Annotated in this window: 23 protein-coding genes; 8 read left to right on the plus strand and 15 right to left on the minus strand. The window is 62.3% G+C overall.

All coding sequences use genetic code 11. The annotated features are described in order from the left end of the window. Positions 1 to 13: 13 nt before the first annotated feature. The 12 genes from V3W27_RS17860 to nrdR form a co-directional block, all read right to left on the minus strand. The gene (locus tag V3W27_RS17860; protein ID WP_330207173.1) at positions 14 to 814 is read right to left on the minus strand and encodes a cobalamin-binding protein; all 801 of its coding nucleotides are present in this window, start codon (positions 812 to 814) and stop codon (positions 14 to 16) included. Continuing rightward, on the minus strand, positions 814 to 1,233 hold the full coding sequence (locus tag V3W27_RS17865; protein ID WP_330207174.1) for an MFS transporter: 420 nt from the start codon (positions 1,231 to 1,233) through the stop codon (positions 814 to 816). The genes V3W27_RS17860 and V3W27_RS17865 overlap by 1 nt, the downstream gene beginning before the upstream one ends. Beyond that, positions 1,230 to 1,847 (minus strand): GTP cyclohydrolase II, encoded by a 618-nt coding sequence (ribA, locus tag V3W27_RS17870; RefSeq protein ID WP_027612931.1) that lies wholly within the window; start codon positions 1,845 to 1,847, stop codon positions 1,230 to 1,232. Before ribA ends, V3W27_RS17865 begins: the two co-directional genes overlap by 4 nt. A 238-nt stretch (positions 1,848 to 2,085) precedes the next feature. After that, a complete protein-coding gene (locus V3W27_RS17875) occupies positions 2,086 to 2,823 on the minus strand; it encodes a substrate-binding periplasmic protein (protein ID WP_330207175.1) in 738 nt (245 codons plus the stop codon). Between the two features lie 34 nt (positions 2,824 to 2,857). Continuing rightward, positions 2,858 to 3,361 carry a phosphatidylglycerophosphatase A family protein gene (locus V3W27_RS17880; RefSeq protein WP_007910933.1) on the minus strand — a complete coding sequence of 168 codons (504 nt, stop codon included), beginning with the start codon at positions 3,359 to 3,361 and terminating at the stop codon, positions 2,858 to 2,860. Next, a complete protein-coding gene (thiL, locus tag V3W27_RS17885; RefSeq protein ID WP_096796330.1) occupies positions 3,358 to 4,323 on the minus strand; it encodes a thiamine-phosphate kinase in 966 nt (321 codons plus the stop codon). Before thiL ends, V3W27_RS17880 begins: the two co-directional genes overlap by 4 nt. Positions 4,324 to 4,340: 17 nt before the next feature. Then, positions 4,341 to 4,841 carry a transcription antitermination factor NusB gene (gene nusB, locus V3W27_RS17890; protein ID WP_123588845.1) on the minus strand — a complete coding sequence of 167 codons (501 nt, stop codon included), beginning with the start codon at positions 4,839 to 4,841 and terminating at the stop codon, positions 4,341 to 4,343. After that, positions 4,838 to 5,314, minus strand: a complete 477-nt coding sequence (ribH, locus tag V3W27_RS17895; RefSeq protein ID WP_003228649.1) for a 6,7-dimethyl-8-ribityllumazine synthase — start codon at positions 5,312 to 5,314, stop codon at positions 4,838 to 4,840. The genes nusB and ribH overlap by 4 nt, the downstream gene beginning before the upstream one ends. 188 nt (positions 5,315 to 5,502) lie before the next feature. Further along, complete coding sequence (gene ribBA, locus V3W27_RS17900) at positions 5,503 to 6,594, minus strand: bifunctional 3,4-dihydroxy-2-butanone-4-phosphate synthase/GTP cyclohydrolase II (RefSeq protein WP_007966103.1); 1,092 nt, start codon at positions 6,592 to 6,594, stop codon at positions 5,503 to 5,505. 16 nt (positions 6,595 to 6,610) lie between these two features. Next, positions 6,611 to 7,273 carry a riboflavin synthase gene (locus tag V3W27_RS17905; protein ID WP_095139117.1) on the minus strand — a complete coding sequence of 221 codons (663 nt, stop codon included), beginning with the start codon at positions 7,271 to 7,273 and terminating at the stop codon, positions 6,611 to 6,613. 47 nt (positions 7,274 to 7,320) lie between these two features. Then, positions 7,321 to 8,454 (minus strand): bifunctional diaminohydroxyphosphoribosylaminopyrimidine deaminase/5-amino-6-(5-phosphoribosylamino)uracil reductase RibD, encoded by a 1,134-nt coding sequence (gene ribD / locus V3W27_RS17910; RefSeq protein WP_330207176.1) that lies wholly within the window; start codon positions 8,452 to 8,454, stop codon positions 7,321 to 7,323. Continuing rightward, positions 8,451 to 8,915: a transcriptional regulator NrdR gene (gene nrdR, locus V3W27_RS17915; protein WP_003228656.1), complete on the minus strand. Its 465-nt coding sequence runs from the start codon at positions 8,913 to 8,915 to the stop codon at positions 8,451 to 8,453. The genes ribD and nrdR overlap by 4 nt, the downstream gene beginning before the upstream one ends. 127 nt (positions 8,916 to 9,042) lie before the next feature. Here nrdR and V3W27_RS17920 point away from each other — a divergent pair, with 127 nt between their 5' ends. The 3 genes from V3W27_RS17920 to trxA all read left to right on the plus strand — a co-directional run bounded on the left by V3W27_RS17920 (position 9,043) and on the right by trxA (position 11,203). After that, complete coding sequence (locus tag V3W27_RS17920) at positions 9,043 to 9,507, plus strand: YbaY family lipoprotein (RefSeq protein WP_027612936.1); 465 nt, start codon at positions 9,043 to 9,045, stop codon at positions 9,505 to 9,507. Next, positions 9,504 to 10,160, plus strand: a complete 657-nt coding sequence (locus V3W27_RS17925; protein ID WP_247268918.1) for a class I SAM-dependent methyltransferase — start codon at positions 9,504 to 9,506, stop codon at positions 10,158 to 10,160. The genes V3W27_RS17920 and V3W27_RS17925 overlap by 4 nt, the downstream gene beginning before the upstream one ends. A gap of 170 nt (positions 10,161 to 10,330) precedes the next feature. Next, positions 10,331 to 11,203 carry a thioredoxin gene (trxA, locus tag V3W27_RS17930; protein ID WP_330207177.1) on the plus strand — a complete coding sequence of 291 codons (873 nt, stop codon included), beginning with the start codon at positions 10,331 to 10,333 and terminating at the stop codon, positions 11,201 to 11,203. Between the two features lie 4 nt (positions 11,204 to 11,207). Here trxA and V3W27_RS17935 read toward each other — a convergent pair whose 3' ends face one another. After that, positions 11,208 to 11,567 (minus strand): hypothetical protein, encoded by a 360-nt coding sequence (locus V3W27_RS17935; protein WP_115988796.1) that lies wholly within the window; start codon positions 11,565 to 11,567, stop codon positions 11,208 to 11,210. A 135-nt stretch (positions 11,568 to 11,702) separates the two neighbouring features. Between V3W27_RS17935 and V3W27_RS17940 the strand changes: the two genes are divergently transcribed. The 5 genes from V3W27_RS17940 (at position 11,703) to V3W27_RS17960 (ending at position 15,874) form a co-directional block, all read left to right on the plus strand. Next, complete coding sequence (locus V3W27_RS17940; RefSeq protein ID WP_330207178.1) at positions 11,703 to 12,305, plus strand: DUF2796 domain-containing protein; 603 nt, start codon at positions 11,703 to 11,705, stop codon at positions 12,303 to 12,305. A 138-nt stretch (positions 12,306 to 12,443) separates the two neighbouring features. Beyond that, a complete protein-coding gene (locus V3W27_RS17945) occupies positions 12,444 to 13,154 on the plus strand; it encodes an ABC transporter ATP-binding protein (protein ID WP_003228669.1) in 711 nt (236 codons plus the stop codon). A gap of 1 nt (position 13,155) precedes the next feature. Beyond that, a complete protein-coding gene (locus V3W27_RS17950; protein WP_247268921.1) occupies positions 13,156 to 14,421 on the plus strand; it encodes an ABC transporter permease in 1,266 nt (421 codons plus the stop codon). An 11-nt stretch (positions 14,422 to 14,432) separates the two neighbouring features. Continuing rightward, positions 14,433 to 14,951, plus strand: a complete 519-nt coding sequence (locus V3W27_RS17955) for a DUF3299 domain-containing protein (protein WP_003228673.1) — start codon at positions 14,433 to 14,435, stop codon at positions 14,949 to 14,951. A gap of 224 nt (positions 14,952 to 15,175) precedes the next feature. Continuing rightward, entirely contained in the window at positions 15,176 to 15,874 is a 699-nt protein-coding gene (locus V3W27_RS17960; RefSeq protein WP_027612943.1) for an OmpW/AlkL family protein, read from the plus strand. Between the two features lie 251 nt (positions 15,875 to 16,125). Here V3W27_RS17960 and V3W27_RS17965 read toward each other — a convergent pair whose 3' ends face one another. Next, complete coding sequence (locus tag V3W27_RS17965) at positions 16,126 to 17,055, minus strand: NAD-dependent epimerase/dehydratase family protein (protein WP_247268922.1); 930 nt, start codon at positions 17,053 to 17,055, stop codon at positions 16,126 to 16,128. After that, positions 17,048 to 17,932 carry a sugar nucleotide-binding protein gene (locus V3W27_RS17970; protein WP_027612945.1) on the minus strand — a complete coding sequence of 295 codons (885 nt, stop codon included), beginning with the start codon at positions 17,930 to 17,932 and terminating at the stop codon, positions 17,048 to 17,050. Before V3W27_RS17970 ends, V3W27_RS17965 begins: the two co-directional genes overlap by 8 nt. Positions 17,933 to 18,136 lie beyond the last annotated feature (204 nt).

An 18,136-nucleotide genomic window follows, 5' to 3' on the forward strand; every position in this document is an offset into this window, starting at 1 on the left:
ATTCACCTCGGTCTCAGCGCTCAGGCGCAATCAAATGGCAGAGTTTGGCGGTGGCTTCGATCATCTGGCCGCTTGGGCGCTCAAGGCCTTTATCGGTAACCAACAGTAGTTTCCCTTGCTTCACTGCGGCTACCTGCGGCCAGGCCTTCCACGCATCGAGCTGGGCCTGATCACCGGCCAGAATCACCTCGGGATTGCGCTGTAACACAGCTTCGATACTCACCTGCGGCGCCGGCAAACTCAGATCGGCAAACACATTGCGTGCGCCGCAGACTTCGAGCGCATCGCTGATGATCTGCCCGCCACCGACGGTGTACAACGGCTTGTCCCAGACTTGATAGAACACCTTCAGCGGCGTGGCCCGGCGATAGCGCTGGCGCAGGTCATCGAGCTTCCTGCGTAAATCCGCCGCCAGTTTCGTCCCACGCTCAGGTCGCCCCAGTTGCGCGGCAATCGTCTCGATCTGTGCAGAAAGCTGTTCGAGATTGTGCGGCTCGGCGACGTAGGTCGGAATGTTCAGGCGTTTGAGCTGATCGCGTTGTGCCGGGCCGACACTGCCGGGCCACAGCAGCAGCAAATCGGGCTTCAAACTGAGCAGACGCTCCATGTCCAGCTGACCGTAGCGCCCCACTGACGGGACATCCTTGAGCGCCGCCGGACGCTCGCCGGCATCGAGCACGCCAACCAGCAGATCGGCCGAGCCCAGCTCAACAACGATTTCAGACAGAGAAGGCGCGAGACTGACCACTCGCAGACTCGCCAGCACCGGGCCGGCGCAGGCCAGCAGCAGAACCGCCAGCCACAGATGACGCATCAGCCGAGTTGACGCGGGATGCGATAGAGGTAGAACAGCACCGCCGTGGACAACGCCAGCAGCATCAGCGGTACGGCTTCAAGGCCGACGAACACCGCCAGCGCGCCGATCCATGCCGGCAATGCGGCCGCGAGAAATGCACTGCGACGCCGGGCCGCCAAGGCAATCCAGGCCGCCGGTTCGTCGGGGGTATCAAGGGCTTTTTGCGTGGCGATCAGCGCGTGCTTGTAGCGGCCGAAAAACTTCAGGCTGACAAACATCGAGGCCACGCCGGCAATGAACAACGGCATGGCCAGCACCGGCAGAATGCCTGCGCCCTGGCCGAACAGGCCATTGAGGACAAACAGCGGCAGCAGCGCCAGCGCCAGGTATTTCCACCAGTCGACCGCCAGGCGGCGTCGCACCTGACCGCGGGTCACGCGCGGTCGACCTCGCCCTGATGCTCGTTGCCCATCATGTGGTCGAGCTTGCTGGCCTTGGTCGCCAGGTACAGTTTGTTGTGCGGGTTGTGGCCGGTGTGCAGCGGCACGCGCTCGGCGACGACGATGCCCATGTCGGTCAGGGCTTTGACCTTGCGCGGGTTGTTGGTCATCAGACGCAGCGACTTCACGCCCAGATGCTCGAGCATCGGCAGGCACATGGCGTAGTCACGCTGATCGGCGGCAAAGCCCAGACGCTCGTTGGCTTCAACGGTGTCGGCGCCGCCGTCCTGCAACTCGTAGGCGCGGATCTTGTTCAGCAGACCGATGCCGCGACCTTCCTGACGCAGGTACAGCAGCACGCCACGGCCTTCACGGGCGATGGCCTTGAGCGCCGCTTCGAGTTGCGAGCCACAGTCGCAGCGCTGGCTGAACAGGGCGTCACCGGTCAGGCACTCGGAGTGCAACCGGCCGAGAACCGGGGCACCGTCGGCGAAATCACCCAGGCTCAGCACAACGTGCTCGCGGCCGGTAGCCTCATCGAGAAAACCGTGCATGGTGAATTGCGCAAAAGGCGTTGGCAGCTTGGAAGCGGCGACAAAAACGACAGGCACCGGTGTGCTCCTGATCTAAAAGTCTGAAGATTCGCAGGCCGGCATTGTAACAGCAGGTTCCTGCAGACGCTTAGGCTGAATTATCGGGCATAACGATCAAAAAGTTTGATAACACCCGGGCAGTACAAAACCCTGTGGGAGCGGGCTTGCTCGCGAAAGCGTCGTGTCAGTCGTTCAATAGGCTGGCTGACACACCGCATTCGCGAGCAAGCCCGCTCCCACAGGGGGGACGGCCCTGTCATTTCGACTCGAATGGATACGGCTGCTTCCACTGTTCGAAAATTGGCTTCAGCTCGCCGCTCTTCACCAACTGCTCCATGCGTCGGTCGAACACTGCCATCAACGTGCGCGATTGCGGTGTGTTGGCGAAGCACAGGTACAGCGGCAGTTCGGCGATATGCGTTTTGCGAAACTGCGTCGGATCCCTGGCCCGGCCAAGCACGTAATCGATTTCGGTCAAAGCATCGATGTAATAGTCGGCGCGGTTGTGGGTGAGCATCGAGAGGATCCCGGTACGTCGCACGACCTCGTTGAAGTTGCGCACGCCGGGCAGATAATTCTGATAGTCGTAACCACGAACCCAGGCCAGCCGATATTGACCGAGGGTTTCCGGGGTCGGTGCTGGATTACTTGCCAGGCCCAGGGCGTAGATGTGGTCGGTGTCGAAATTCCAGCGCGGATAGAGCAGGTCGCTGAATTCTTCATGATAAGAACCGACACAAGCATCGACCTCGCCACGCTGGGCCAGCCCAACTGAACGAGTGTATGGTTCGCTGCGAATGTCGAGTTTCACCCCGGCCGGTTCGAACACCTTGCGCAGCACGTCCCAGCCCAGGCCATGACCGTCGGCGGCGGTGTAGTCTTCCCAGTCTTCGCTAGCCAGATGGATGACCGCGGGCGTCGGCGCAGCTTCCTGCGCACTGGCGACAGTGCCCAGCAAGGTAAACATCACAAGCGCCAACCAGCGTCGAGCCATCCCTAGTTTCCTCACTTAACCCTGACGATCCGGATCAGGCGAAAATCCACACCAGTCCCTGCATTGCCAGCCAGGCGAATACGCCGGCCAACACGTCGTCGAGCATGATGCCGACGCCGCCATGAACATGCCGGTCGATCCAGCGGATCGGCCATGGCTTGAGAATGTCGAAAAAGCGGAACACCAGGAACCCCGCGAGCAACCAGTACCAGCCCTCCGGCACCAGCCACAGGGTGATCCACATCCCGACCATTTCGTCCCAGACGATGCCTTCATGGTCGTGGACCCGCAGATCGTCGGCGACCTTGCCGCACAGCCAGAAGCCGAACAGCATGGTGATTCCGAGCATCAGCCAGTAACCCCAGTCGGGCAACATCTGCCACAACGGGATAAAGGGTAGCGCAACTAACGAACCCCACGTGCCCGGCGCTTTCGGCAAGGTGCCGGAGCCAAAGCCGAACGCGAGGAAATGCCAGGGATTGCGCCAGACCGACGGCGGAACGAATTCGGCCGGAACCTGTTTCGGGTGATCTGTCACGGTGTCTCCTGAAAATGTTGATAACCCCGGATTTGCGGGGTGATGTCGTGTCCTTCGCGATCCAGCAGGACCACACCCTGGCCCTGCGCCACACGCCCGATCACATGGATCGGCCAGCCATCGGCCAGCAGTGCCGGCAACTCGACGGACGGTAGCGTGAAGGCCAGCACATAGTCATCGCCGCCGCTCAACGCCGCCCGTTCCGCGCCGCGCTGACCGAGAAAAGCCACTAAAGCATCGGACAACGGTACGCGTTCACGTTCAACTTCGAGGCGAACCTGCGAGGCCAGGGCGATATGCCCACAGTCGGCGAGCAGGCCGTCGGAGATGTCGAGAGCCGCAGTGGCCTTGCCACGCAGCGCCTGACCAAGAGCCAGTTGCGGCTGGGGCGACCAGTAATGATCGAGCAACGGCTGGGCGATATCCGTTGCGGCTTCACGCTGGCCAAGCACCAGCGGCAAGGCACCGGCGGCATTGCCCAGCTCGCCGCCGACGCAGAGCAGATCGCCCGGTTGTGCGCCGCTGCGGGTCAAGGCCTGCCCTGCCGGCACCCGACCGAACACCGTGACCGTCAGGCTCAACGGCCCGCGCGTGGTGTCGCCGCCGACCAGCGCGATGCTGCAGCTCTGCGCCATGCGGTTCAAACCGTGGGCATAGGCTTGCAGCCAATCGGCGGTCACCGTCGGCACAGTCAGGGCAAGGGTAAAGGCAACGGGCGTGGCGCCCATGGCGGCCAGATCGCTGACCGCGACGGCCAGCGAGCGCTGACCGAGCAGAAACGGATCGCAGGGATCGGCGAAATGCACGCCGGCCACCAGCGTATCGGTGGAAATCGCCAGCTGTTCCCCGGGGGGAACCGCGAGCAAGGCGCAGTCGTCGCCGATCCCCAGAGCAACGCCCTCGCCGCCCTGCGCACAAGGCGCGGCGGCGAAGAAATTGCGGATCAGCTCAAACTCGCCCATGAGGTCTCAAGCGCGTATCAGCGCTTGAACGCCTTCACTTCAGCTTCACGCAGGCGCGGAGCCAGCTTGTCGAGTACGCCGTTGACGAACTTGTGGCCGTCGGTCGAACCGAAGACTTTCGCCAGCTCGATACCTTCGTTGATCACCACGCGGTACGGCACATCGACGCGCTTGAGCAGTTCCCAGGTGGACAGCCGCAAAACCGCCAGTTCAACCGGGTCCAGCTCTTCGATTTCTATGTCCAGGCACGGCTTGAGCGCGGTGTCGATTTCAGTCTTGAACTGCGGAACCCCGTGGAGGATTTCGCGGAAATACGCGCCGTCGACATCGGTGAAATCGTTATCAACGCGGAACTGCGCTTCGATCTCGTTCAGCGAAGCCTTGGCCATGTGCCACTGATACAGGGCCTGAGTCGCGAGCTGACGGGCTTCGCGACGCTTGACGCTTTTCGATGGCTTGCCGGCATCCGCAGGTTTCGGATCGCGCGGGTTGAAACGATCGCTATCGTCGCTAATCACTTGGCCTCCAACTGCGCCAGCAGGCTGACCATTTCCAGAGCGGACAGGGCAGCTTCAGCACCTTTGTTGCCGGCCTTGGTGCCGGAACGTTCGATGGCTTGCTCGATGGAATCAACGGTCAGGACGCCGAACGCGACCGGTACGCCGAACTCCATGGACACCTGGGCCAGACCCTTGGTGCACTCGCCTGCCACGTATTCGAAGTGTGGAGTGCCGCCACGAATGACCGCGCCGAGGGCGATGATGGCTGCGAACTCGCCTTTCTGGGCGACTTTCTGCGCAACCAGCGGGATTTCGAAGGCGCCAGGCGCGCGGATGATGGTGATGTCGCTTTCGCTCACGCCGTGGCGAACCAGGGCATCAACTGCACCGCTGACCAGGCTTTCAACCACGAAACTGTTGAAACGGCCCACTACCAGAGCGTAGCGGCCTTTAGGGGCGATGAAGGTACCTTCGATGGTCTTCAGGGTCATTCGTCAGATCTCTTAAAGAGCCGGGACGCGTTTCGTACGCATCCCTCAGTGATATTAGCTGTGGCGAGGGGATTTATCCCCGATGGACTGCGTAGCAGTCCCAAAACTGGGGCCGCTGCGCAGCCCATCGGGGATGAATCCCCTCACCACAAGAATCCATGTCAACAATGCCGGAAACAACCGGGTCATTATTCGGAGGGCACGTATTCTACAACTTCCAGATCGAAACCGGATATCGCATTAAATTTCATTGGCGCAGACATCAGGCGCATTTTGCGCACGCCGAGGTCACGCAGGATCTGCGAACCGGCACCGACGATGCTGTAAGTGGTCGGCTTTTTCACCGCCGCCTGATCAGCGGTTTCGCGGATATGCGCCAGCAGCACGTCGCCGTCCAGCGGGTGGCCGAGCAACAGCACCACACCGCTGCCGGCCTCGGCCACCGCAGCCATCGCGGCGCGCAGGCTCCAGCGGCCCGGTTGCTTGACCATCAGCAGGTCGCGCAGCGGATCCATGTTGTGCACGCGAACCAGGGTCGGTTCCTCGGCGCAAACGGTGCCCAGCGTGAGGGCCATGTGCACGTCGCCTTCCACCGAATCACGATAGGTCACCAGGTTGAATTGGCCCAGTTCGCTGTCCAGCGGCTGCTCGGCAATCCGCTGAACGGTACGTTCGTGGATCATCCGGTAGTGAATCAGGTCGGCGATGGTGCCGATCTTGATGTTGTGTTCGGCGGCAAACGCTTCCAGCTCGGCGCGACGGGACATGGTGCCGTCGTCGTTCATCACTTCGCAGATCACGCCGCTTGGTTCGAAACCGGCCATGCGCGCCAGGTCGCAGGCGGCTTCAGTATGACCAGCGCGCGCCAGGGTGCCGCCGGCCTGGGCCATCAGAGGGAAGATGTGGCCCGGGCTGACGATGTCTTCAGCCTTGGCGTCTTTTGCCGCCGCCGCTTGCACGGTGCGCGCACGGTCGGCGGCGGAGATACCGGTGGTGACGCCTTCGGCGGCTTCGATCGATACGGTGAACTTGGTGCCGAAACCGGAACCGTTGCGTGGCGCCATCAGTGGCAGCTTCAACAGCTCGCAACGCTCGCGGCTCATCGGCATGCAGATCAGGCCACGGGCGTGCTTGGCCATGAAGTTGATGTGCTCGGCCTTGCAGCATTCGGCGGCCATGATCAGGTCGCCTTCGTTCTCGCGGTCTTCGTCATCCATGAGGATGACCATCTTGCCTTGGCGGATGTCTTCAACCAGTTCTTCGATGCTATTGAGCGCCACAAGGCACCCCCTTCAGTCAGGATTTGAGATAGCCGTTGGCGGCCAGAAAGCTTTCAGTAATACCGCCAGCGCTTGGCTCAGCAGCCTTGTCGCCGAGGAGCAAACGCTCCAGATAACGCGCCAGCAAATCGACTTCCAGGTTCACCCGGCGGCCCGGCTTGTAGGAAGCCATGATGGTTTCGCTCAAGGTGTGCGGAATGATCGTCAGCAGGAATTCGGCGCCATCGACCGCGTTCACGGTCAGGCTGGTGCCGTCGACGGTGATCGAGCCTTTATGGGCGATGTACTTGGCCAGTTCTTTCGGCGCGCGGATGCGAAATTCGACGGCGCGGGCATTGTCGCTGCGCGACACCACTTCGCCGACACCGTCGACGTGACCGCTGACCAGATGCCCGCCGAGACGGGTGGTCGGGGTCAGGGCTTTTTCCAGATTGACCGGGCTGCCGCTTTTCAGGTCATTCATGGCGGTGCAGTCGAGGGTTTCGCGGCTGACGTCGGCGGCAAAACCGTTGCCCGGCAGTTCAACCGCCGTCAGGCACACGCCGTTGACCGCGATGCTGTCGCCGAGTTTGACGTCGCTCAGGTCGAGCTTGCCGGTTTCGACATGCACCCGCACATCACCGCCCTTGGGGGTCAGTGCACGGATACTGCCGATGGATTCGATGATGCCGGTAAACATGGGGTTCTCCTTGAGAACGAAGCCAGCGCTAAGGCGATGGCCGGGAATTATACGCTCGCCGAAACGACTGGCGTCGCAGTGACTCGCCAGTCATCGCCAACCGCGCGGATTTCAGTGATTTTCAGCTCGGGAGCGTCCTTCATATAGGCCAGCGGCCAGTCCAGCAGCGGCCGCGCCGAGGAGCCGAGAAACTTGCCGGCGATGAAGATCACGAACTCATCGACCAGACCAAGCTGCGCGAACGCGCCGGCCAAGCGTGGGCCAGCCTCGACCAGCACTTCGTTGACGCCACGGTTGGCCAGTTCGATGAGCAACTGATGCAGATCGACCTGACCGTCGTCACCCGGCACGATCAGGCATTCCGGGCCATTGGCGTATTGCTCTTCGACCGCCATGCAGGTGGCGACCAGCGCCGGGCCGGCCTTGAAGAACGGCGCATCCAACGGCACCCGCAAGCGCCCGTCGATCAGCACCCGCAGCGGCGGACGGCTCATGGCCCGTGCGGTTTGTTCAGCATCCAGACCCAGTTCGTCGGCGCGCACGGTCAGGCGCGCACCGTCGGCCAGTACGGTGTCAGCGCCGGTTAATACAACGGCGGCCTGCGCGCGCAAACGCTGCACAGCGGAACGCGCGGCCGGCCCGGTGATCCACTGGCTCTCGCCACTTTCCATCGCCGTGCGACCGTCGAGACTCATCGCCAACTTGACCCGCACGAACGGCAAGCCATGTTCCATGCGTTTCAGGAAACCTTGATTGAGCTGGCGCGCCTCGGCTTCCAGCACGCCGCTTTCGGTGGCGATCCCGGCATCAGCCAGACGCTGCAAGCCACGCCCGGCGACCTGTGGGTTCGGATCGCGCATCGCGGCGACCACCCGAGCAACCCCGGCAGTCACCAACGCATCGGCGCACGGCGGCGTGCGCCCGTGGTGACTGCACGGTTCAAGGGTCACGTAAGCCGTGGCGCCCCGGGCCAGTTCACCGGCAGCGCGCAGGGCGTGGACCTCGGCGTGGGGTTCGCCGGCGCGCTCGTGAAAGCCTTCGCCGACAATCTGCCCGTCACGCACGATCACGCAACCAACCCGTGGATTGGGATGGGTGGTGTAGTGGCCCTTGCGCGCCAGTTCCAGCGCGCGCGCCATGAAGTGGGCGTCGAGGATCGCCTGCTCGGCGGCGCGGGTCATTCTTTCACCGGTTCGCGGGCGAGGCGGTCGATCTCTTCACGGAACTCGTTAAGGTCCTGGAAGCGCCGGTATACCGAAGCGAAACGGATGTAGGCCACTTCATCGAGCTTTTGCAGCTCGGCCATCACCAGTTCGCCGACCACGAGGGATTTGACCTCGCGCTCGCCGGTGGCGCGCAGCTTGTGCTTGATGTGAACCAGAGAGGATTCGAGGCGCTCGACGCTCACCGGACGTTTCTCCAGCGCGCGTTGCATGCCGGCGCGGAGTTTTTCTTCGTCGAACGGTTGGCGGCTGCCGTCGGTTTTGATCAGGCGCGGCAACACCAGTTCGGCCGTCTCGAATGTCGTGAAACGTTCGCCGCAGGCCAGGCATTCACGCCGGCGGCGCACCTGTTCGCCCTCGGCGACCAGACGCGAGTCGATGACCTTGGTGTCGTTGGCACCGCAGAAGGGACAGTGCATGGTGGCTGGCAACAAAAAAAGGGAGGGCCATGGTAGCGCATCCCGGTGGCAAGACAAGCCATAGGGTTTGCGGTATACAGACTGCCATGATCGTTTGATCCACGGATTTCATTTTCTGGAGCTGCCAATGTCGCTACGACCGCTCGTTTTGCTCAGTCTTTTCGCCCTGCTGGTGGCTTGCGGCAGCGACAAGCCCAAGCCGCAACCGCCAACACCGGGACCTGCACCACAACAGGCGCAGAAAAAAGCCCGCGAGGCCGCTGATCTTGGTCCGCTGCCGGCCTATCAACGGGAACTGAGCGGCACCCTGCAAGGCGTGCCGGCCGGGGCCGAAGTCGAACTGGCGCTGCTGGTGATCGATGAAAAGTCGCGCCCGCAACAACTGCTCGCCAGTTCCAGCCTGATCGGCAACAACCAGATCCTGCCGTTTCGCCTGCGTTTCAATCCGGAAGCCTTCCCGGCCGGCGCACGGGTTGAGCTGCGCGGGCGAGCCACGCAGTCGGGTCAGTTGATCCTGCACCTGCCGTCGCAAACCATCACCCAGCCGACCACTCAGGCGCTTGGCCAGCTGCAATTTGTCAAAGCACCATGACCGTACCGCTCGACCTGCAACAGGCGCTGGGTGAATTGCTCGGTGATGCGCGGCTCAAGGCCTGCGCATTACCGGATACCGATCTGCAGCTGTGGCTGATCGACGGTGACAACATGCACCGCGAGTTCAGCCCGGATGAAACCCAGCGCATTCTCCACGAACCGCCCTATTGGAGCTTCTGCTGGGCCAGCGGTCTGGCGGTGGCGCGCTATCTGGCCGAGTTCCCGGAATGGGTGCGCGGCAAGCGGGTGCTGGATTTCGGCGCCGGTTCCGGGATCGCCGCGATTGCTGCGGTGAAGGCCGGGGCGTTGGAGGTGGTTGCCTGTGATCTTGATCCGCTGGCAATTGCCGCGTGCCGGGCCAACGCTGAACTCAATGATGTGCAGATGAGTTATTCGACGGACTTCTTTGCCGAGGCAGATCGCTTCGATCTGATCCTGGTGGCGGATGTGCTCTACGACCGCGAGAACCTGCCGCTGCTCGATGCGTTTCTCAGCCGTGGCCGCGAGGCGCTGGTGGCGGATTCACGGGTCCGGGATTTTCGCCATCCGTTGTATGAGCGAATCGAAATGCTTGAGGCGATGACCTTGCCGGATCTGGCGGAGCCGGAAGAGTTCAGACATGTCAGTCTTTACCATGCGCGGCGTGACTAAAAGCTTCGCGAGCAGGCTCGCTCCCACAGGGGTAACGCATTCCAAATGTGGGAGCGAGCCTGCTCGCGAAAGCATTCTGGCAGGCAACACACCTCTCAAAGACTGACCGCTTCCGGCCACACCCCGCCAAGCCGTATAGTTGCCCCATCCACGCTTTTACGAGATCCCCCATGAGTCAGCAAACGCCGTACATCTTCGACGCCACGACTGCCGATTTCGACCAGTCGGTGATCGAAGCTTCCTTCAACAAGCCGGTGCTGGTGGATTTCTGGGCCGAATGGTGTGCGCCGTGCAAGGCGCTGATGCCGATGCTGCAAGGCATTGCCGAGAGCTATCAGGGCGAACTGCTGCTGGCCAAGGTCAACTGCGACATCGAACAGGACATCGTCGCCCGCTTCGGCATCCGCAGCCTGCCAACCGTGGTGCTGTTCAAGGACGGTCAACCGGTGGACGGTTTTGCCGGTGCGCAACCGGAATCCGCAGTGCGCGCGTTGCTTGAGCCGCATGTGCAAATGCCGCCGCCGGCCGGCGCCGATCCGTTCGAACAGGCGCAGGCGCTGTTCGATGAAGGGCGTTTCGCTGACGCGGAAGCGGCGCTGGTGGTCATGCTCACCGAAGACAACAGCAACGCCAAGGCGCTGATCCTCTACGCCCGCTGCCTGACCGAGCGCGGCGAACTGGACGAAGCGCAAACCGTGCTCGACGCGGTCAAGAGCGATGAGCACAAGGCTGCACTGGCCGGGGCCAAGGCGCAGATCAAATTTCTGGGACTTGCCCGTGATCTGCCGGATGCTGCCGACCTCAAGGCGCGTCTGGCCAAAGATCCGCAAGACGACGAAGCGGTGTATCAACTGGCGATCCAGCAACTGGCGCGTCAGCAATACGAAGCGGCGCTGGAGGCGTTGCTCAAGCTGTTCATCCGTAACCGTAGCTACGGCGAAGGGTTGCCGCACAAGACGTTGCTGCAGGTGTTCGAACTGCTGGGCAACGATCATCCGCTGGTGACCGCTTACCGGCGCAAGGTCTTCGCTGCACTGTACTAACCGCTCACTCGACCCAGCTGTAGAGCGGCGTATCGCCGCCGCTCGCCACTTTCACCTGTGAACTGTGGCGCAAGCGCACCAGCAGGCGTTTGCCTGCGGCCGCGCTGCCGGTCAATCCCTCAAGCTGCTCCAGAAGATCTGGCCCGCTGAGTTGCCCGGCCTTGCGCAACAGATCCTGCGCGACCTGCCACAACGCATCGTCCTGGTTCAGTGGCTTCACTGCCGGCGTGCTCAATGCCGCTTCAGGCTGATCGCCCTGCGGCTGCGCGCCAAGGGCTGCGCCGAGCTTCACCCAATCGCTGTCATCCAGCTCCACCGTCAAATCCACCGGCGTCGCGCCGACGGTTCCGCGTATCCGCAACATCTGCTTCGCTCCTGCACATTTCTGACCTGCATGCTCCCACGGGACTTGTGCAACGCCAAGCGCACGGGCAAACTCTGCGAACTTTCGTTATAAGATTACATAACAAACTCTTCACTTTACTTTCCGGAGACCGCCATGCGTCGTCTGCTGCTCGCTTTGCCGTTTGCCCTGTTGCCGCTGGCCATCGCCCATGCCGCCGATGAGCACGATCATGACCATGAGCACGGCAGCCTCGGCGCCCACGAACATGGCGTCGGCCGCTTGAACGCCGCACTCGACGGCCAGACCCTGGAGCTGGAACTGGAAAGCCCGGCGATGAACCTGGTGGGCTTCGAACACGCCGCCGCCAGCGACGCCGACAAAGCCAAAGTCGTGGCCGCGCGCACCAAACTGGAAAACCCGCTGGCGCTGTTTAGCCTGCCAGCCGCCGCCGGTTGCAAGGTCACCAGCCAGGAACTGGAAAGCCCGCTGTTCGGCGACAAACCGGCTGCCGACGAGCATGACGATGATGACCACGACGAAGATGCCAAGGGTGGTGAAGCGCATCACCACGATCACAGCGAAATCCACGCACACTACCAATTCAGTTGCGCTGCACCAGGTGCCTTGAAGACGCTGGATCTGGCGAACGTCTTCAATACCTTCCCGGCCACTCAGAAAATTCAGGTACAACTGATCGGCCCGAGCGGCCAGCAGGGTACGGAAGTGACGGCCAAGGCGGCGTCCCTGAATTTCTGATCACACCGAAAATCCCCTGTGGGAGCGGGCTTGCTCGCGAATGCGGTGGATCAGCCAAATCTATGTTGACTGACACACCGCATTCGCGAGCAAGCCCGCTCCCACAGGGTTATGTGTTCACTCCATGAAATTGGTGCCATGACCCAAGCACTCATCGAACTGTCCGACCTGGGCTTCAACTGGCCCGGTCACCCGCCGCTGCTGGACATCCCGGCGTTTCGCCTGGAACCGGGCGAAACCCTGTTCCTCAAAGGCCCCAGCGGGAGTGGCAAGACCACCCTGCTCGGCCTGCTCGGTGGCGTGCAGAAACCCGGGCGCGGCAGCATTCGCCTGCTCGGCCAGGAACTGACCGAGCTGGGTGCCGGCGCCCGCGACCGCTTTCGCGTCGATCACACCGGCTACATCTTCCAGCAGTTCAACCTGCTGCCGTTTCTTTCGGTACGCGAGAACGTCGAGTTGCCGTGCCACTTCTCCAGATTGCGTGCCGAGCGGGCGAAACAGCGTCACGGCAGCGTCGATCAGGCCGCCGCTACCCTGCTCGCTCACCTGGGCTTGAAAGATGAAAGCATCCTCGGTCGTCGCGCCGATTCGCTGTCGATCGGTCAACAGCAAAGGGTCGCCGCCGCTCGTGCCTTGATCGGCCAACCGGAACTGGTGATCGCCGACGAACCGACCTCGGCGCTGGATTACGACGCCCGGGAAAACTTTATCCGTCTGCTGTTCGCCGAATGCCGCGAAGCCGGATCGAGCCTGTTGTTCGTCAGCCACGACCAGAGCCTGGCGCCGCTGTTCGACCGTCACCTGTCCCTGGCCGAGCTCAATCGCGCCGCCACGTCTGCCGAGGTCTGAGATGTATCTGTTTCGTCTGGCCATGGCCAGCCTGGCCAACCGCCGCTTTACCGCCCTGCTCACCGCGTTCGCCATTGCCCTGTCGGTGTGCCTGTTGCTCGCCGTCGAGCGCGTGCGCACCGAGGCCAAGGCCAGTTTCGCCAGCACCATCAGCGGCACAGACCTGATCGTCGGCGCCCGTTCAGGTTCGGTGAACCTGCTGCTGTATTCGGTGTTCCGCATCGGCAACGCGACCAACAACATCCGCTGGGACAGCTTTGAACACTTCGCCAGCAACCCGAAGGTGAAGTGGGCGATCCCGATGTCCCTCGGCGATTCACATCGCGGCTACCGGGTGATGGGCACCACTGAAGCGTATTTCGAGCATTACCAGTACGGCCGCCAGCAGCACCTGGAACTGGCCGACGGCCGCGCCTTCGCCACCGATCCGTTCGAAGTGGTGCTCGGCGCCGAAGTGGCCGAGGCGCTGCATTACAAGCTCGGCGACCAACTGGTGCTGGCCCACGGCGTGGCGGCGATCAGTCTGGTCAAACACGACGACAAACCGTTCACCGTGGTCGGCATTCTCAAGCGCACCGGCACGCCGGTAGATCGCACGTTGCACATCAGCCTCGGCGGCATGGAGGCGATTCACATCGACTGGCACAACGGCGTGCCGGCCCGGGGCAACGGCCGGATCACCGCAGATCAGGCACGCAACATGGACCTGACGCCACAGGCGATCACCGCGTTCATGCTCGGCCTCAACAGCAAGATTTCCACCTTTGCCCTGCAACGCGAGATCAACGAATTCCGTGGTGAGCCGATGCTGGCGATCCTGCCGGGCGTGGCCTTGCAGGAGTTGTGGAGCCTGATGAGTACTGCGGAAAAAGCCTTGTTCGTGGTCTCGCTGTTCGTGGTGCTAACCGGGTTGATCGGCATGCTCACGGCGATTCTCACCAGCCTCAACGAGCGTCGCCGCGAGATGGCGATTCTGCGTTCGGTCGGTGCCCGGCCCTGGCACATCGCAAGCCTGCTGGTGCTGGAAGCCTTTGCCCTGGCGCTGACCGGCGTAATCGCCGGACTGGCCTTGCTGTACATCGGCATCGCCGCCGCGCAGGGTTATGTGCAGGCCAATTACGGTTTGTATCTGCCACTGGCGTGGCCGAGCGAGTATGAATGGACGCTGCTCGGTGGCATTCTGGCGGCCGCGCTGCTGATGGGCAGCGTGCCGGCCTGGCGCGCGTATCGCCAATCCCTGGCCGATGGCCTGTCGATCCGTTTATGAGGATGTTCACCATGCCCCGCGCCGTGCTTGCGCTGCTGTTGCTGGTTGCCCTGCCTGTGTGGGCAGCGGCGCCAAAAGACCTGACCTGGTCGGAGATGATCCCGCCGGACGCCGCGCCGGAAGTGCCGAACATGACGCCGTTGCACGACATGTCGAAAATGAGTGATGCGCTGTCCGCCGAGTCGGCGCCAGCCGCCAAGCAGGACATGCCCAACGCGCCGGTGGTGCAGAGTCTCGACGGGCAGAACATCCGCCTGCCGGGCTACATCGTGCCGCTGGAGGTCAACGAAGAGGGACGTACCACCGACTTCCTGCTGGTGCCGTACTTCGGCGCCTGCATCCACGTGCCGCCACCGCCGTCTAACCAGATCGTGCATGTGAAAAGCGAGCTGGGCGTGAAGCTCGACGAGCTGTATCAGCCGTACTGGGTCGAGGGACCGTTGCAGGTCAAGGCGTCCACCAGCGAACTGGCCGATGCCGGGTATCAGATGGCGGCGGACAAGATTTATGTGTATGAACTGCCGGAGTGAATCCCGGTAGTTTTTGTATTGTTTGATCCGTCCTCTTCGCGAGCAAGCCCGCTCCCACAGGTGCCCGCGTTCCAAAGTGGGAGCGGGCTTGCTCGCGAAGGGGCCGGCCAAGGTTCCACAAAAAACCGCGGCATCACTGTTTCATTGAGCTGAGTCAAAAGACCGTATCAGTTGGCTTCATACCATAGGACATCAGAAGCTTTTAACGTCCTTTTGGAGCCCCCATGAACAAGTCCTTGCTCAGCGCCTCGCTGTTTGCCCTCGCGCTCGCAGCCCCGCTCGCCCACGCTCACGAAGCCGGCGACATCATCGTTCGCGCCGGTGCGATCACCGTCAACCCGAAGGCCGACAGCTCCAATGTCAAGGTCGATCAGGGTCCGTTGAGCGGCACCAACCTGGGCGGCAAGGCGACCATGAGCAGCGACACCCAACTGGGTCTGAACTTCGCTTACATGCTGACCAACAACATCGGTATCGAGTTGCTGGCCGCGTCTCCGTTCGAACATGACGTGAAGATCAAAGGCACCGCGCTGCCAGCCGCCAACGGCAAACTCGGCACCCTGAAACACCTGCCGCCCACCCTCAGCGTCGTGTACTACCCGCTGGATGCGAAATCGCCATTCCAGCCGTACATCGGTGGCGGCATCAACTACACCTGGATCTACGACGAGCACGTCGGCAGCGAAGCCCAGTCCAACGGCTTCAGCAACTTCAAGGCGAAAAACTCCTGGGGCCTGGCCTGGCAGGTCGGCGCTGACTACATGCTGACCGACAACATCATGCTCAACGCCCAGGTGCGCTACATCGACATCGACACCCGCGCGACTGTCGAGAACAACGCCGTGGCACCGGGCACCCGTGCCAAGGTCAATGTCGATGTCGATCCGTTTGTGTACATGGTGGGTCTGGGCTACAAGTTCTAAGCAACAGTCGAACATTCGCGTGGTGGTGAATGCGGGCTAATGTGGCGAGGGAGCTTGCTCCCGCTGGGCTGCGAAGCAGCCCTGAACAAGGCAAAAGCGGTGCTTCAGAAAAACCGCGTTGACTGAATTTGCGACTGCTGCGCAGTCGAGCGGGAGCAAGCTCCCTCGCCACAGGGATTGCACCGAGCGTCAAAGCGATACCCCGCCCACAAAAAAGGCGCCTGCAAAGGCGCCTTTTTTGTTTTTTCGATTTAGCGTCCCAGCAACCGCGCCAGCCCCACGCGCATCGGCGTCGGCTCTGGCAGCTTGAAGCGTTGCAGCAAACGCGCGTTGTTCGCCCGCGAGTGACGGATGTCGCCGGAGCGCGCCGGGCCGTAGCTGACCGGGGGCAACTCGCCAACCACTTCCTGCAGTGCTTGCAGCATCTGCTTGAGGTTCATTGCCTGATTCCAGCCGACGTTCATCGCGCCCACTTCCACTTCAGGCTTGTCGATCGCCTGCACCAGCACATCGACCAGATCCTCGACATAGAGGAAATCGCGGGTCTGCTCGCCATCGCCGAACACCGTGATCGGCAGACCTTTCTGTGCCCGCTCGCTGAAGATGCTGATGACCCCGGAGTACGGCGAAGAGGGATCCTGGCGCGGGCCGAAGATGTTGAAGAAGCGGAAGATCACCGGCTCCAGACCATGCTGACGACGGTAGAAATCGAAGTAGTGCTCGCCGGCCAGTTTGTCCGAGGCATATGGCGTCAGCGGGGCTTTTGGCGTCTCTTCGTCAATCGACTCGCCTTCACCGTTGTTGCCGTACACCGCTGCGCTCGAGGCGTAGAGCACACGCTTGACCCCGGCCTGGCGCATGGCTTCGCAGACATTCAGGGTGCCGATGAAATTGCTCTGGTGCGTCTTCACCGGATCGTCCACCGACGCCTGCACCGAAGCGACTGCCGCCAAATGCGCAACGGCGCTGCAGCCTTGCATGGCCTGCGCGACCAGCGCGGCATCGGCGACGTCACCGACGATCAGTTCGACCTTCGGGTTGTCCAGCGGCAGGTTGCTGCGTTTGCCGGTCGACAGATCATCGAGAATCCGCACCGAGTGGCCGGTGGCGAGCAACGCATCCGTCAGGTGCGAGCCGATGAAACCGGCGCCGCCGGTGATTAAAACAGGGCCTTCAGCCATGACGATAAAACCTATCCAGTAAAGCCGGGAGTGCGGCGCGCCAGGCGCGGGGCTTGATCCCGAAAGTGTGCAGAATTTTCTTGCAGGCGAGTACCGCGTGTTGCGGTTCCTCGGCGGCGTCCGGCCGCGCGGCATGGGCCTGAGCGGTCGGCGCTTCGATTGCCAACTGATGCAGGCTGCGCGCCTCGGTCAGAATCGCCTGCCCGAGCGCCAGCGGCGTGGTCGCTTCGTGGCCGGCGTAATGGTAAGTGCCCCACAGCGGCGCTGCGCAATCGAGTTGCTTGAGCACCGAAATGATCACCCGTGCCGCGTCATCCACCGGGGTCGGATTGCCCCGGCGGTCATCGGCCATGAGCAATTCGTCCGGTTGTTCGGCGCGGGCGAGGAAGCGCCCGAGGGTGCCTTCAGGGCTGTCATCGAGCAGCCAGCCGAAGCGCAGCAACACGTGTTGCGGGCAAGTGGCGCGAACACTTTGCTCGATGCGCCACAGCGCCTGACCGCGCAGGCCCAACGGCACCGGCTCGTCTTTTTCGCTGTAGGCGGTCGCCCGCGAACCGTCGAACACCCGATAGCTGGAAGGCTGCACGAGGATGATGTTGTGGTGCTGGCACAGCTCGGCCAGCCGCTCGATGGCGCGTTCTTGCCCAGCCAAACGGCTTTCGCTGACGGTCTCGGCCTGGAACCAGTCGAAATAGTAGGCGAGGTTGATCAACGCATCCGGACGGGTATCGTCGAGCAGTTGCGTCAGGCTCGCGGCATCCCAGCCGTCTTCTGGCGGGCGGGGGGCGAGGAAACCGATGTCTTCTTCCGCACCGAGGCGAATCAGCGCCTGCCCAAGGGCATTTCCGCCGCCCAGTAACATAAGGCGCATTCGCATAGAGTCAGCAGGCCCAGTCTGATTGGAACGATGGCTTTAGCGACGGTGCTGGTGACACCGTCATCGATAATTGCCGGAATCGTTGCATTTTGCGGGTTTAGTGCGCAACCGTCACCCGTAAAGTGTAGATCGCCGGGAATTGTGCCGAATCAACTGGCCCCATCGCGAGCAGGCTCACTCCTACAGTTGACCGCATTCCCCTGT

The sequence above is a fragment of the Pseudomonas sp. AM14(2022) genome (assembly GCF_036346455.1).
GTDB lineage: Bacteria > Pseudomonadota > Gammaproteobacteria > Pseudomonadales > Pseudomonadaceae > Aquipseudomonas > Aquipseudomonas putida_A.